The 15,693-nt window shown below is 47.8% G+C and carries 11 protein-coding genes; 4 read left to right on the forward strand and 7 right to left on the reverse strand.

What is annotated here, in order from left to right; translation table 11 throughout:
- The first annotated feature begins 313 nt into the window (after positions 1-313).
- Positions 314-862, forward strand: a complete 549-nt coding sequence (locus HMPREF2955_RS06260; RefSeq protein WP_083317643.1) for a peroxiredoxin family protein — start codon at positions 314-316, stop codon at positions 860-862.
- Positions 863-1,077: 215 nt separating this feature from the next.
- A complete protein-coding gene (locus HMPREF2955_RS06265; RefSeq protein WP_070721992.1) occupies positions 1,078-1,497 on the forward strand; it encodes a rhodanese-like domain-containing protein in 420 nt (139 codons plus the stop codon).
- Positions 1,498-1,736: 239 nt separating this feature from the next.
- Here the strand turns inward: HMPREF2955_RS06265 and HMPREF2955_RS06270 are convergent, their stop codons facing one another.
- The 7 genes from HMPREF2955_RS06270 to HMPREF2955_RS06300 form a co-directional block, all read right to left on the reverse strand.
- Positions 1,737-3,062 (reverse strand): DEAD/DEAH box helicase, encoded by a 1,326-nt coding sequence (locus HMPREF2955_RS06270; RefSeq protein WP_070721900.1) that lies wholly within the window; start codon positions 3,060-3,062, stop codon positions 1,737-1,739.
- Positions 3,063-3,097: 35 nt separating this feature from the next.
- On the reverse strand, positions 3,098-4,303 hold the full coding sequence (locus HMPREF2955_RS06275) for a tetratricopeptide repeat protein (protein WP_070721902.1): 1,206 nt from the start codon (positions 4,301-4,303) through the stop codon (positions 3,098-3,100).
- 161 nt (positions 4,304-4,464) lie between these two features.
- Entirely contained in the window at positions 4,465-5,691 is a 1,227-nt protein-coding gene (locus tag HMPREF2955_RS06280) for a tetratricopeptide repeat protein (RefSeq protein ID WP_070721903.1), read from the reverse strand.
- A gap of 182 nt (positions 5,692-5,873) precedes the next feature.
- Entirely contained in the window at positions 5,874-8,489 is a 2,616-nt protein-coding gene (gyrA, locus tag HMPREF2955_RS06285) for a DNA gyrase subunit A (protein ID WP_070721905.1), read from the reverse strand.
- 450 nt (positions 8,490-8,939) lie between these two features.
- Positions 8,940-9,575 (reverse strand): hypothetical protein, encoded by a 636-nt coding sequence (locus HMPREF2955_RS06290; RefSeq protein WP_070721907.1) that lies wholly within the window; start codon positions 9,573-9,575, stop codon positions 8,940-8,942.
- Entirely contained in the window at positions 9,568-10,293 is a 726-nt protein-coding gene (locus HMPREF2955_RS06295; protein WP_009229382.1) for a DUF5932 domain-containing protein, read from the reverse strand. The genes HMPREF2955_RS06290 and HMPREF2955_RS06295 overlap by 8 nt, the downstream gene beginning before the upstream one ends.
- Positions 10,294-10,322: 29 nt before the next feature.
- The gene (locus tag HMPREF2955_RS06300) at positions 10,323-13,922 is read right to left on the reverse strand and encodes an ATP-binding protein (RefSeq protein ID WP_070721910.1); all 3,600 of its coding nucleotides are present in this window, start codon (positions 13,920-13,922) and stop codon (positions 10,323-10,325) included.
- Positions 13,923-14,389: 467 nt separating this feature from the next.
- On the opposite strand from HMPREF2955_RS06300, the gene rplU reads away from it, so the two are divergent.
- Complete coding sequence (gene rplU, locus HMPREF2955_RS06305) at positions 14,390-14,707, forward strand: 50S ribosomal protein L21 (protein WP_009229380.1); 318 nt, start codon at positions 14,390-14,392, stop codon at positions 14,705-14,707.
- 18 nt (positions 14,708-14,725) lie between these two features.
- On the forward strand, positions 14,726-14,989 hold the full coding sequence (rpmA, locus tag HMPREF2955_RS06310; protein ID WP_070721911.1) for a 50S ribosomal protein L27: 264 nt from the start codon (positions 14,726-14,728) through the stop codon (positions 14,987-14,989).
- Positions 14,990-15,693: the final 704 nt, after the last annotated feature.

Here is a 15,693-nt window from a genome sequence, read left to right on the forward strand (position 1 = left end):
AGCTTGTGAGTTTTTGAGCTTGTGAGTTTCTGAGTTTCTGAGTTTCTGAGTTATTGTGTTTTGAGTTATTGAGTTTTGAGCTTTTGAGTTTGCGAGTTAATTAGTTGGTGAACTGGTGGGTTGATGTCTTCGGGAGCTATTGGCCCTTAGTGAGTTTATAAGTCAGTGAATTGACTTGTTCTGCACTACGCTCACTTTGTTGAAATATTAAAAGTCAAGGCGACTTCGATATTTTTTTGCAAACAATGCCATAATAAGCAATAAAAAGATTACTTTTGCAAGTCCACAAACACATAATTAAAAACATTACAACATGAACATAAAGCATTTACGCAGGGCTACCACTGCCCTATTGGTTGCCTTTTCGCTGTGGAGCAACACTGCAAAGGCACAACAATCTACGGAAGTAGACTATGATGCGAAATACGCTACCGAACTTGTGAAACCCGGAACGGTTGCTCCCAACTTCGAATTATCATCACCCGATGGCAAGAAAGTAACTCTCAGTCAGTTTAAAGGCAAATATGTGGTGTTGGACTTTTGGGCATCGTGGTGTCCCGACTGCCGCAAAGACGCGCCCAACATTGTTGACATGTACAACAGGTTTAAAGATAAGGGAGTGGCCTTCGTGGGCATTTCGTTCGATGTCGATGCTGCCTTGTGGAAGGCTGCCATCGAGAAATATGGCATGAACTATGCCCATGCCAGTGAGTTAAAGAAGATGCGCGAGGCCAATATATCAAAGACCTATGGCGTAAAGTGGATTCCATCGATGGTACTTGTAGACCCCGAAGGCAAAGTGGTGATGGGAACTGTGCTTTGGAAGAAACTAGAAAGAAAACTAGAACAACTATTTCGATAAGCAACTGGCCACTATCCTAAGCGAACAATGGCCTTGAAAACGTGCCATTGAGCCAACTCGCTAACCGAACGAAATAGCTAACACAAAGGCCTTATAGCTGCTTGCAAGCATGGCGAATGGCTGGCACAACGCAGATGGAATACATGCCAACGCCCCTACCCTACGTGCATCTGCAAGCGAGCATCAAGGCAAAACCCTTTTTAAAAGTATTAATAATGAACCAACAGAACCAATCAGTTAAAACATCAAGAATTAAAAAAATCGCATTTGTTTTTATGTCAATTTGGAGTACAATATTCGGTGCTTGCGCACAAAGCCAATACGCCAACGTAGACGTTGAGGGTTTCGAACAAGCCATTAAGAACGACTCTGCACAAGTTCTAGACGTTCGCACACAAGAAGAGTTTGCAGAAAGTCATATTAAAGGGGCCGTTTTGGTAGACGTTTTCAGCCCTAACTTCTTGGCCGATGCCGAAAGTAAACTGCAAAAAGATCGCCCCGTGGCCGTTTATTGCCGTAGCGGAAGGCGCAGCGCAACAGCTGCCAAGCAGCTAAGTGCCAAAGGCTATAAGGTGATAAACCTTGAAGGCGGCATCTTGGCTTGGATTGGCAAGCGCAAAGAAACAGTGAGATAAGCGGCCTACGCCATATTTTAATCTCAAGTAAACGCATAAGGATTTCTCCGTGCCACATGGCCGTGAGAAATCCTTTATTTGTATATCTAACCCTAGTAGTTTGCTAACTTGGCCATTCGCTAACAGGTAAACTTGGGCACTCGCCAACAGGTAAACTCGTCAACAGGTCTGACTCTAAGCCTAAATCTACTTTACGCGCCTTTGGTTGTTGTTGCTGAATGGTGTTGCCCTAAACCCTCTTACTTCACTTCCTCAACAATCGTCTTTACGCCCTTTATCTTTTCGCCAGCCACATCAGCAAGCAAACGCTTTACTTTATTTCTACTAACGGCCACGTAAGCGTAACGCTCCTTTACGTCAATACGGCCAATGTCGTCGTTGTTAAGGTGCCCTTTCTTGCAGAGAAAGCCCAAGATGTCGCCTTTGCTAATCTTGTCTTTCTTACCCTTACCTATATATAAGGTGGCCATCCGCGGCATTTGTGCCTTATCATTAACAGTGGGAAGGGCGAAAGGATGCACCTCGCTGTCTACGTATTCGGGTATTCGTTCGCCTTCCGAAAGGATGAAATACCCATTGCCTAGCTTATCCCAACGAGCCGTTCGCCCGATGCGGTGGGTGTAAGCATCGGCTGTTTCGGGCAAATGGTAATGCACAATGTGTTGCACATCGTCGATATCAAGCCCTCGCGACGCCAAGTCGGTGCATACAAGCACATTGGCACTGCCGTTGGCAAAGCGATAAAGTGCGGCCTCACGAGCATCTTGTTCTAGTCCGCCATGAAAAAGACTGGTTACAAATCCTTGTTCAACCAAAAAGGCATTGGTACGCTCCACGCTTTCGCGATGATTTAGAAAAACAATGGTGCTTTCGCCGTTGAAAGCCAACAAAAGCCGATGTAGGGTATCGAGTTTGTCTTTCGAGTCGCTCTTTACTTCGTACACGGCAATACGTTGCTTAACTTTCTCGGCCTCGCCAACAAAGTCTACGCATTGAAGTTTGGCACTCTCTACAAACAAGGGAATGCGCGGCGAGTTGGTGGCCGACAGCAGTACTCGCCTTTGCACCTGCTGGAGTGAGGCCAATGCCGTTCGCATCTCGTTTTCAAAACCCATATCTAGGCACTTGTCGAACTCGTCGATAATCAGCAGACGCACATCGTCGGCAGAGATATTGCCCTTAGCAAGATGGTCGTTCAAACGTCCTGGCGTGGCGAAAATCACTTGTGGACGTAGCTGTTTCAAAGCGCGATGCTCTTCCATAGCCGTTCGTCCGCCATAACAAGCCATGCCACGCACTGCCCCCACAGCGGCCAGCACCTGCTGCGACTGCAAAGCCAGTTCGCGTCCGGGTACAATTACCACGGCCTGAACATTGTCGTTCTCTGGGTTTATCATCTCTACAAGGGGCAAAAGGTAAGCAAGTGTCTTGCCCGTACCTGTGGGCGAGAGCACCACCACATCGCCCTTGCCAGCCAGCATGGCTGTGGCTGTGGCCTTTTGCATGTCGTTAAGGCTTTCGACACCTAGTTTACGAAAGGCTTTAGCCAAGTCTATATGGTTCATCGTTATGAGTTTATGAGTGTGTGAATGTGTAAGTTCTATTTTGCCGCCTTCATCAAGTTGTCCATCTCTTCAAACTCTTTACCCATGTTCAAGTTGAGGTAAATGGTGTAAAGCGGCAACAGCCAACGGCTCTGATCGTTTGGAGCCATGCGACGATACTGCTCCATATAAGGCAGTGCACCACGATAACTTGCCGCCACTTTCTTTTTCAGGTCGCGCGATGTTCGAGCCGTTTTCTCCTCTTCAACGGCACGGTTAAAGTAGGCCAAGCCAGCGTTGAGGTACACTTCGGGCAGGTCCTTATGTTTGGCAATGATGCTATCGCATAGGGAAATACAGCCATTATAGTCGCCAAGGTTCAAGAGAATGGTGCTCTTGGCCACACGCAACCAAAGGTGTTCGGGCATGGCTTGCATGGCCTGGTCTACATAGGCTTTGGCCGAAGACCAGTTGTTGTCTTTGGAATAATGCTCGATTAGACGTGTGTAAAAATATGTTTGCGTGGGATAATCCTGAAAACCTTCTTTCAATACGGCCATATACTTGTCGGTATCGTTCTGCGATTGATACACATCGGCAAGGTATTGCAACAGGTATTCGTAGCGTTCCTTGTCTTTTTGAGCCAAGGGAAGATAGCGCAAAGCCAATTCGGGCTTGTGCAACTTGTAGCCACAATATACCGAGAAGAACGCTGCGCGTGGCAGTTGGCTGTCGGTATTGAGTATGTCGTAACCTGTAAAGATGGGCATCTTGGCACAATCTATGTAGAGCGAGAAGAAGGAATAAGCCTTGTCGTACATCTTCTTGCTCATGAAATAAGTGCCACCATAGAATAAGTTTGCCTTATAAGTGAAAAACTCGTCGGCGTGTTTCTTTCGATATTTCAGCTTGCTTGCGTCGCCATTGGCATTGGCCAACTCCACCGAGTCGATGCTTTCGAGCGTTAAGCACATCTTCTTTGTAAGGTTGTACATGGTTACGGTGTCGGCCGACTGCTGCAAATACAATCGTTCGTTACCCTGTTCGTATTGCTTTTTGATAACATCGAAAAGCAGCAACCATATCTTAATTTCTTTTCGATTGTCGGGTTTGGCCAGCACATCGTTCATGATGCGTTCGGCCTTATCTAACTCTTTTCCCGTTTTTAGGGACGCTTTCACCTGTGCCAAGTCCTTTTTCAACGAAGCGGAACTGGCCAAAGTGAGAAACGAAAACAACAATATAAAGTAAAATCTGTTCATTCAGATAAATCTATTTTTACGCCTCTTGGTGATACGGCAGCGAATGTTCACGACTTTTTTTCATGCCCGAACGAACAATGAAAAGCATAGTTGAACAAACGCAAAGCACAGAACCAAAGCCCCCAAGGCCGCGGTTCTGTGCTTTTTCATACTACTTTTTATTACTTGTTAAGCAATGATTCGAGGTCCTTGGTGCGTTGGTCGGCAGCACCATAGTTAACATAATAGCACTGGTAGAGCGGGTAGCTCCAATTGGCTTTCTCGCGATTGGGGTCCAACTCCTTGGCTTTCTCCAAATAGCCCATCGACTCTTTGTAGAGAACTTTTTGTGCAGGCACGTCGTTATTGATGGCGGCAGCCTTAGAGTTGATACAGAAACCGAGGTAGGTAAGCACGATAACGTTCTTGTCGTCTAAGGCAATAGCCTTCTTAAACGAGGCGATAGCATCGTCCCATTGGCTTGCGTTCATTTCAGCTTGCCCCTTCAAAGTCCATGCCATAGCGCTGTTGGGGTCGGCTGCCAAACGGCTGTCGATGAGTTTCTTCATGTCGTCCTTCATGTTCAAGCTGGTGTACATGTTGGCCAATGTACCCATAATCATGTCGTTAGAGGGGTCTTTGGCATAGTATTCTTTCAGCTTGTTGACATAACCCAGCGAGTCTTCCTTGGTTTTGAGCTGCTGTTGGGCGATGTAGAACTTCAAACCCAGCGCGTCTTTATAGTCGTCCTTATTGTCGCCCGCATACTTCAAGGCCACATCCAGATACTTATCGGCAGTTGCATAGTCCTTGTCTTGGATGGCATAACGTGCAGCAAAGCCAGCTACCTGCCCCACATACTGGTCGGGTTGCTTGTTAGACATGTCGGCAAATAGGGGCGTATCGGCCGTAGCAGTGTACAATCCCCAGAACTTCAACACGCCAGCATTGTTGTTTTTCTGTGCAGCATCTTGTCCTGCGTTAACCAAATAAACGCGCAAGTTGTACAAGCGGTTTTGGTTAGAGCTGTGGAACTTGGGCTTTACTTTGCCCTTTTCGTTGGGCATTTGGTCGTACTTTTCGCACTCAATGGCGTTGGTCAGCGCATCGGCAAGGGCGTTGTAAAAGCCCAGCGTGTCGTAAGCCTCAACCTTTCCTTGCTTAAACTGCTCAGCCATTTGGTTGGCGGTAATAACGCTCTGCTCCTTGTTTATCTTCTCAAACGAAAGATCAACAAGCTTGTTGTAGGCCTTTGCCTTATCGGCATCGCTCATGCTAGAAAGGTTGGCCTTTACCAACGCTTGCGCATCGGCGTAGTTTTTGGCCTTCAACACCTCCTTCACGGCATCTTGGGCGAACGCCACAGACGATGCAGCAAGCATCAGGGCGAACATCATAACTTTTCTCATAACTGTAATTTTTTAAGATTTAACGATAGTCTATCTCTATTGTGGCGAGGCGCAATGAGTGTTTTCAACTCCCCATCAGCCCTTGCCAAGACTGCCATATGGCAAGCCTTTTGGCGCGTTGGTGCGGTATCTGCCGTATGAGAACAACAAACAGAACCGCACCGAGCAGCCGTCTCTAAGCCTTATTCTGTGGCGTCGGCCTCCACTTCCGCCCCTCCGTCGGCATCATTGCCTTGGATTTGTGCATCGTTGTTGGCGTTTGCCTCACCTTGTTCAGCCGTGTTCATCGCCTCGTTATTGGGATGTTCCTCATCGTTTTCGTTCAAGTCGTCCTCCTTATCGGATGTCTTTACCTTGCAAACGCTGGCAATAACGTCGTTCTTCTTGCTCAGATTGATGAGTCGAACACCTTGCGTGGCACGTCCCATAACACGGAAATTGGCCACAGCTAGCCTAATGGCGATACCACTCTTGTTGATAATCATCAGGTCGTTATCGTCGGTAACGTTCTTAATCGCCACCAACTTGCCCGTCTTATCAGTGATGTTGAGGGTCTTCACGCCCTTTCCGCCACGGTTGGTTTGTCGGTAGTCAGACACGATCGAGCGTTTTCCGTAGCCCGTTTCGCTCACAACCATCACCGTTTCGGTTTCTGGATTGTTCACCACAATCATGCCAACCACGGCATCGTCGCCGCCATCCAGACGCATACCGCGTACACCTGTGGCCGTTCTTCCCATGGTTCTAACGGTGTTTTCGTCGAAGTACACAGCACGACCATTGCGGTTTGCCATAATCAGCTGGTTCTTTCCGTTGGTCAGGCGTACGTCTACCACCTCGTCGCCTTCGGCAATGGTGATGGCGTTTACGCCGTTAGTGCGCGGACGCGAGTAAGCTTCAAGACTTGTTTTCTTCACCGTACCGTTCTTCGTAGCGAACACGATGAAGTGGTTCTTGATGAAATCGACATCGTTGAGACCCTTAACGCGGAGGAAGGCGTTCACAGAATCGTCGGCGTCTATGTTCAACAAGTTCTGTATGGCACGCCCCTTTGAAGTCTTATCCCCTTCGGGTATTTCATAGCACTTCAACCAATGGCAGCGTCCTTTCTTGGTAAAGAAGAGCATCGTTTGGTGCATCGTGGCCGGATAGATGTACTCCGTAAAGTCTTTATCGCGCGTGTTGGCCCCTTTGCTGCCCACACCGCCTCGCGCTTGCTCGTGAAACTCGGAGAGCGGCGTGCGCTTGATGTAGCCCAAATGACTAACGGTGATAACCACGGGGTCGTTGGGATAGAAGTCTTCTGCATTGAACTCGTGTTCGTCGGGGATGATTTCTGTGCGCCTTTCGTCGCCAAACTTCTCCTTAACCTCCTCCAATTCGGCCTTCATCACACGCTTGCACTCTTCTGGATCGTCTAAAATAAGCTGCAATCGGGCGATAAGCTCTTCCAATTCTTGATATTCTGCGTGCAATTGTTCGATACGCAAGCCCGTTAGTTGCGACAAGCGCATGTCTACGATGGCTTTACTTTGCAGTTCATCAAGCTCGAAACGTTTCTCCAAATTGCGCTGTGCCTCCGACGGAGTTTTGCTCTTGCGAATGATTTGCACCACTTCGTCGATGTTGTCGCAGGCAATGATGAGTCCTTCCAGAATGTGGGCGCGCTCTTGCGCTTTCTTCAAGTCGAACTTGGTGCGGCGAATGGTAACGTCGTGACGATGCTCTACAAAGTATTTCACACATTCTTTAAGCGTGAGCAAGCGTGGACGACCCTTCACCAACGCAATGTTGTTCACCGAGAACGAGCTTTGCAGCTGCGTCATCTTAAACAATTTGTTCAGCACCACGTTGGCGTTGGCGTCGCGTTTCACGTCTACCACGATACGCATACCCTGTCTTCCCGACTCGTCGTTGGCGTTGGAGATGCCCTCCAAGCGGCCTTCTTTCACCAAGTCGGCGATGTTTTCGATGAGTTGCGCCTTGTTTACGCCGTATGGTATTTCGCTAATCACAATCTTATCGTGACTTTCGTCGCTCTCAATCTCGGCCTTAGCACGCAGCACGATACGCCCGCGCCCCGTTTCGTAAGCGTCTTTCACGCCCTGCAAGCCATAGATATAAGCGCCCGTGGGGAAGTCGGGTGCCTTGATATGCTGCATCAGTCCCTCCGTATCAATGTCAGGATTGTCGATATAAGCACAACAACCGTCCAGTACTTCGACCAAATTGTGGGTTGGCATGTTGGTAGCCATACCCACGGCGATACCGTTACCACCATTAACGAGCAGGTTTGGTATCTTGGTTGGCATCACTTGGGGTTCTTGTAGCGTGGCATCGAAGTTCTCTTCCATGTCCACGGTGTCCTTTTCAAGGTCGTCCATGATGCGTTCGCCCAACTTCGAGAGCCTACATTCGGTGTAACGCATGGCCGCAGCCGAGTCTCCGTCAACACTTCCGAAGTTTCCTTGACCGTCTACCAAGGTGTAGCGCATGTTCCAATCTTGTGCCAAGCGCACCAATGCGCCGTACACCGAGGAGTCGCCGTGCGGGTGATACTTACCCAAAACATCGCCCACCACGCGCGCACATTTCTTATATGGCTTGTCGCTGGTGTTTCCCAGCCCCAGCATTCCATACAAAATGCGCCTGTGAACGGGTTTAAAGCCGTCGCGCACATCGGGTAACGCACGCGCAACAATAACCGACATACTATAATCAATGTACGAAGACTTCATTTCTTCTTCGATATTGATCTTGATTATCCTGTCTTGATCGATTGTTTGATTTTCGTCCATCTAATCTATTGTGATTTTATTGAATATTCGTTCTAAGGCCATTTCCTTTCGATTTAAGGCCTTTTTCTCCACGATTTACAAGGTGCTAAGTTACGATATTTTTCTCATTCGGTAAAACAAAAACCGCTAAAATACGCCAAAAAGCACTATAACACTGTTCAATTAAAGGTGTAAAGTGGGCAAAAAGGCTGTTTAATGGCCAATGAACACGGGCGTTTCAAGTGCGCAAGAAACCTTATGGCGTGGCGATTGGGCCGTTCGTACCCTACCCTTTCATCACAAAAGCACACTATGCCCAAGTTTTTCATCCTGAATGCGGTTGTTCGCGCCCTACCCTTTCATCACAAAAGCACGCTATGACCTGGTATTTCATCCCGAATGCGGTTGTTCGTGTCCTACTCTTTCGTTGTTCGCGCCCTACTCTTTCGTAGTTTCCGCCCTACCCTTTCATTACGAAAGCACGAAAACAAACCGCAAAGAGGCGTACAGCTCGATGGCCAAAATATAGATAAGCCATAGCGGAAGGGTGTAAGCAATGCCCGCAACAAGACAGTCGCACACCTCTTCGAGCGAACGCAAACGCGAACTTACCACCCCGAACGACACACTAATAAAGCATACCGAAAGGCAAACCATGAGGAAAAAGCTTTTTGAAAAGCTACTGGGATATAGGTTTCCCGTTACCCCAAGCAAAACGGCGTGGGGCAAAACTGTGAGCAAAAGCATCAACACCACAATCACCAACAGTTCGGCTAAGGCCACCATCAGCCCGAAATGGTCCCAAAAAGACATGGCTTTCCGCTTGCGCGGCACATCGAGAATGCCGCAAAATCGCACCGAACCATAGGCCATACTGCCCAGCAGGAGCCAAACCAAACCCCGCCCCGCAAGGTTATCACCGAAGTTTCCCACCATCCATCTGATGCCTTCTGCACTTAAAAGCGAGCGTATAGGAAGTTCTGGGTTCACGGCTTTGAATATCCACGAACCCAACACGGCAACTAATTGCAACACACCTAACGCCAGTGCGAGCCGTGCGGTGTACTTTCCCGTTCGCCGATGGCAAACCATCTTGTGCTTACCCATTATCTGGAACAAGGTTATCTATATCAAGTATATGCAGTTCGATGGCTCTTACCACCAGTCGCGTGGCGTTAACGCCCATCCCGCCATTACCATTTGGGAAGAGTTTATTTACCAATTCGTTTTGTCTTTTCTCCAAACTCTTTACGCCAAAAGGCATTCCTCGCAGGTTGGTTATTTGTTCTTTGGTGTAACCCAAAGCCAAATGGCGCAAGAAACGCTCGTCGTACTCGTCTATCTCGTAAGTGATAAAAGCCTCTTGCCTAAAAATTTGGTTGCTCACCACGCGCTTGAACTTCTCCACAATCTTTTCGAGAATGGGCTGATTAAACACCAATCGCTTGCCATTCATCACGCTGGCCACGTCGCCCCGCGTAAGCAATTCGCCGCTTTTGAGTATAATTCCATCACACCCAGCGTCGAGAACGTCGAGCCACAGTTTCTCATTAAGTATCTCGCCCGTAAAGATAAGCACCTTAACCTTGGGAAATTGCTCCTTGGTGTGCCTGCAAATCTCTACGCCGATGGTGGTAGAACCGCCCAAACCGAGGTCTAGCAGCACCAGGTCGGGCAGCTCTTGTTTCAGCAATTTCCAATACGCCGGCTCGTTATCTGCCGTCCCGATGATGGTAGCCTCCGGTATTTCGTTTCTGAATATGCCTTCCGTGCCCTTCAATTCTAAGGGAACGTCCTCCACGATTATCACTTTAAATTTGTCCATGTCTTTTGTGGTTGTTTGATGTTTAGTGTTTATGCCTGCGTTGTTTTGGGCAGGGTTATCGCGATATGTGTCTTGTTTTCGATGTTCGATGCAAACACGCCGCAGCCCCTAGCGTTGGTAAACTCGCCCGTGTCGCGTACGATTTGCCTACACAGATAAAACTGCAAGTTGGGCGTTGTGGGTGTGAACAATTCTCTACACTGTTCGTCGGTGTACATCACACTGGGCAGTTCGAGGTCTATTTCCACGTATCTCGTCCCCTTGTCTTTTACTACCAGTGCAACCGAATGGCCCTCGAAGAGGCCGGCGAGGATGCTGAACAGGTAGCGCAAGAGGTCTTCGTCGCCCAGGATATGCCGCCCCTCACCTACACCGTCTTCGCTTGTGTGAGGCAAGACATCGAGCAGTTTTTTAAGCGGTACAGGCCTGTACGAGTAGCGTAAGTCGTCGACAAGGCGCATCGCCTGGGCACTCAACAGCATGTACAACTCCTTATAATAGTCCACCAACTCGTTCATGTCGTGCAAATCTTCGCCGCCGTTCTCAATCAGTTGCCTAATGCGCGAGGGATAATACATCGTCTCGTGTTTCAGTGCACTAAGGCAATTGTCCAGCACGCTGTTGTTAACGTGCAGCTTATCGTTCTCTATCTCCACTCGGCGCAGTTCGTCTTCGGCCATTTCTATGCTCTCTTCGCGCGCCTTCTCCATCTCTACGCTTTTCTGCAACACCTCGCTTATCTGGCTTACCACCTCGTTAAGCGACTTAAACTGCACCGTTTCGCCGCCATGCCTGTCTATCGACTTGATGATACGTGCTATGGCGTCGAGTTTGGCTTGTGCCTCTTCGGTGTTCATCAACACCTTATTTATATCCTCAACCCTTTCCACATAGATGCGATAGGCTACGTAATGGCGATAGAACAGCACATAATAGGCAGGGATGATAAGCAGCAAAAGCAAGACAAGCACAACGATGCTGATGGTTTTGTTGGCCTTCGATTGCTGCATGCCCACCACGTAAGCATCGAGCGTATTGTCGGCCGAAAGGGCCTTAAAAAGCTTCGTGTACACCTCGTTGTTATAACGATACAGGTCCCATTCGTGCAAGGCCAATGCCGCGATGGCACTTTCGTTGCGTATGTCGAGTATGATGCTGAAATTGGTTTCCAAGCTATCGTTCAGCCATTGTATCTCTGCTGGCTTGTCCACCGCTTTCGAATAAGTCACCATCAGGTCTTTCCCGTGCGGAGCTTTCAGCCGATATAGGTCATTAAGTTTTCCTATACAGCTGTCGGCATACTGCAAGGTCTTGGCATATCGGCCGTTAACGTTGGCAAAATAGGCACTGTCGGCGTATGCGTTAGCACGTTTAAGCAATTTTCCTTCGGGGGTATAAGCCGATATGCGGTCTAGAATTTTACTTCGGTTGCCATGCACGCTGTCTCTTGCAGTCGCGGCATGAACCTGCATTCCCCCACACAACGCCACCACAACAGCAAGCATGCGCACCACTCTGGGCAGCCTAAAACAGAACACGCTGCCCTTACCCTTTTCGCTTTCAACCGAAATGGAGCAGCCGCTAAATATCCTACTTACCTTTTTATACTTGTCGATAATGCCCTTACAGTTGAGCAATCCGAAACCATGCGACGTCTGCACATCGGCCGAAGACGAGTTTACCACCTTGCGTTCGAACAAGTGTGCCCGTTCTTCTTCGGTCATTCCCACGCCAGTGTCGGCAATCACGATGTCTACATAGCCCTCCTCTTCGGCAACACGTGCGCTAAGTGTAACCTTTCCATTTCTTTTCGTAAACTTGCGCGCATTGTCTATCAGCGTGTTAATCATAAAGAGTGTAAGCGTGCGGTCGGCCTTCACAACCTCGGTTGTAGGCTCCACCACCAGCCTTACCCCCTTGTGTTCAAATCCCATTCGGCTTTTACCAACGATGTCGAAGAGCGGTTGCAGCGCCACACTTTCCACGTGCAGGCTCAGTTCTCCTTGTCTCATCTGTATCCATTGGGTCAGAATGGCATTGTATTCTTTTATCTTGTCGGTCAGTTCCTTCACATAGTCCAGCCGCTCTTGCCTAATTTTTTCGGGTTCTTGCACTGCGTTCAGCCGATGAATTTCGTGTCGCATCCGGTCGATAAAGGGCACCACCGAGTTCACCAACGACACCTTGGCGCGCTGTTCGATGTTCTTCTTCTTGTTCTCCACCACATGCCGTTTGCCAATCTCCTGCTCTTCGTGCAGTTCTTCGTAGCGGTCGTTTTGCTCTTCAACGTGCTGTGCGTTCACCTTTTCCCACTGCCGCAGGGGTTCGAGCATCTTCTCTGGCGAATACTTTGCGGCCTGCCTTGCACGCAAGGAGTTGAAGAAATAGAGCAAAAGTATAACCAACACGATGGCCACCCCCACATACACAAGCATCATGTTAAGCTGTTTCGACGAGTTTTCAAGCTGTTCGGCTCGCGCCTCTTGTTGCTTGTCTTGTCGGGTTTGTCGCTGTATGTCGAGATAAACGTTGCGGTTCACGTCGCTTTGGCTTTTCATGTTCATGGCCGAATACACCAAGCTGAGCTGTTCGCAGATAGACGACACCAGATCGGGGGCTTTTCTTATGGCAGGGTTTCGGTACAGGGCATTTTGCAAACAGAAAAGGGCCGATTTGTAATCTTTCAGTGCCCAGTAACAAGAGGCCAGCGTACGGTATGCACCAGCCGTTTGATAAACGTTGCCATAGCTGGAAAACATCACCAACGCCCTCTGTGCCAAGTTGCCTGCCAGCAAACTGTCGGGCATGTCGTCGGTGTTAAGTATGGTAATGGCCGTTGCATTATCTCGCAACAATTGGCGCCGCTGTTGCTTGTCTATTAAGTGTTCACTTATGGCTTGCAGCGAATTGGCCTCCCAATAAGGATAATTGCTTTGTATGGCAAGCCCATAACAGCGAAACAAGAAGTCGAACTCTTGCTGCGATATGGCCTCCTTTGTGGGTGCCGTTATTAGTCCGCCTGCTCCCACATTATACATATAGCTCAACCATTGCGCCGTATCTTGTTGTATATCGCCGTTGGGCTTGATGTTTTCTTGTTCGGCAATGGCCCTATCGGGCAAGCCGATGTAGTAAAAATACACCGATGCCACGATATAAAGTTCGGTTTCGGCGTATATCATTCGCTTGCGCAGTCGCGGCGAAAGGTTGTAGGCCTCTTCCTTAATGCGCTTTAATCGGCGTAATGCACTTTCGCGATAATTATAGAAATCTTTGTTGCGCGACTGCCTTTGGCAAAGCCGCATCAGCTGCACATCGGCCACAAGCAGTTCCACTTGGTTGTCGGTGATGTCTTTCACATCGTTAAGCAGTTTCGATGCCGTTTCGAACTCCATCTTAGATATGCGCACGAAAGCCATATTGTTCAAAGCCTCGGCTCGCCCGGCGGCATAGTTTCCCGACACGTTCAAAGCGCGTTGGGCATAGGCTGCCGTGGAATCGAGATTGCGATAGTGAAAGGCATAGGCCATACTGTTGAGCCTATCTGCCTCGGCAACATTCTTGTCGCCACAAGCAAAAAGGCCCAACACCCACAGGCAAACCAAAAGATGCCTGACGACAAGCGCCATGCGCCGATGTTGGAAAAGCAAACTGATAGCCTATATATTTACGGTTACGCATGCAAATATATAGAAATATTTTCGGAAAACGCAACGCTAGGCGAAAATAGTTGCGTTTCCAAGTTTTTGTACAACTAAGTTTATAGGCTTTTATCGCAAGCCATTCCAGGGTTTAAGCCCTAGGCACTTATGAACGAATGAACTTACAAAGCAATGAAATGAAAAGCTTACTGGCACAAGACTAACGGGCATAAAGACTAAAATACAGATGACTTAACGCCTTAAAACCATGCGCTTTATAGACGACAAGGCACTTTAATCCTTAATATGTGTTAAATTTATTATTGCCATGTCTCAATAAAATAAAACACCCAAATATATTTCGTAACTTTGCACCTGTTTTAGTCCGTGGAGGCTTAAAAAAGTGTCGGAACGAGTCTGAACGCCTCGCGGAAAACCGTTTTACAAACATTATAATGTACGCAATTGTAGAAATTAACGGTCAGCAGTTTAAGGTAGAACAGGGTATGAAACTCTATGTTCACCACATTAAAGATGTGGAGGCCGGCAAAACTGTTGAGTTTGACAAGGTGCTGCTTGTAGACAAAGAAGGAGCAGTAACCGTTGGCGCACCCACCGTTGAAGGTGCGAAAGTAGTAGTAGAAGTAGTGAACCCCCTTGTAAAAGGTGACAAGGTCATCGTTTTCAAGATGAAACGCCGCAAAGACTATCGCAAGAAGAATGGTCATCGCGCTCAGTTCACGCAAGTAGAAGTTAAACAAGTAATCGCTTAAACGCAGGAGGAATTAAGAATGGCACATAAAAAAGGTGTTGGTAGTTCTAAGAACGGACGCGAATCAGCTTCACAAAGACTTGGCGTTAAGATTTATGGCGGACAAAAGGTTACTGCTGGCAACATCATCGTTCGTCAGCGTGGCACGAAACACAACCCCGGCAAGAACGTGGGCATCGGTAAAGACGATACGCTCTTCGCACTTATCGACGGCGTTGTGAACTTTCGCAAGAGCCGCAAGGACAAAAGCTATGTTTCTGTAGTACCGGAAGCTGAGGCATAAATAAACAATTACACTTATTCCAAACAAACAACAGAATCCCAACCATAGCAATATGGTTGGGATTTCTGCTTTATATAAGGTAATGAAGAAATACAAAGGAATTGTTTTAGAAAATGCGATGAGTTTTAGATTTAGCCTCCTACTACGCATGTTTGCTTAGCAAACACCCTCCACACTTTGCTATCCGTTTGGGATAAATGCCATTTCTATATACCAAGGTTATGATTGGCCAACTTGGCTACTTGCCAGTTAGCAAACCTTTCAACTTGTACACTTGCCAATTCATTGGCAGTTGAAATAGTCCTCTTGTTAAGTTGTAAACCCATTAACTCATAAACTTGTAAATTAGCTAAGGGGAAAAGAAGACTGCACCTATCAACTGTTCAACTCATTTTCTTGGTAATTTGTCTACTCGTTTACTTGTCTACTCGTCAACTTTTCACCTTTAATTTGTCTTATTTTCCGCACAGATTTTAACATTATGAGTGCCCTTTTTGCTCACCAGTTGCTCACCTTGCCGCAAAAAATCGATTCTCGCGAAGGTTTGTTTTGCAAAAGGGGGTTGCATATAAATGCTAGCAATATGAATATTCATTACACATAACCGCAATTTGCACTAGTTTTTGGGCTATTTGCTGCAAAATGCGGTGCAATATGCCGCAAAACGCACTGCATTTTGGTGCTAAACGCAGTGCGTTTTGGTG

The organism is Prevotella sp. HMSC073D09 (genome assembly GCF_001814145.1).
Taxonomy (GTDB): Bacteria; Bacteroidota; Bacteroidia; order Bacteroidales; family Bacteroidaceae; genus Prevotella; species Prevotella conceptionensis.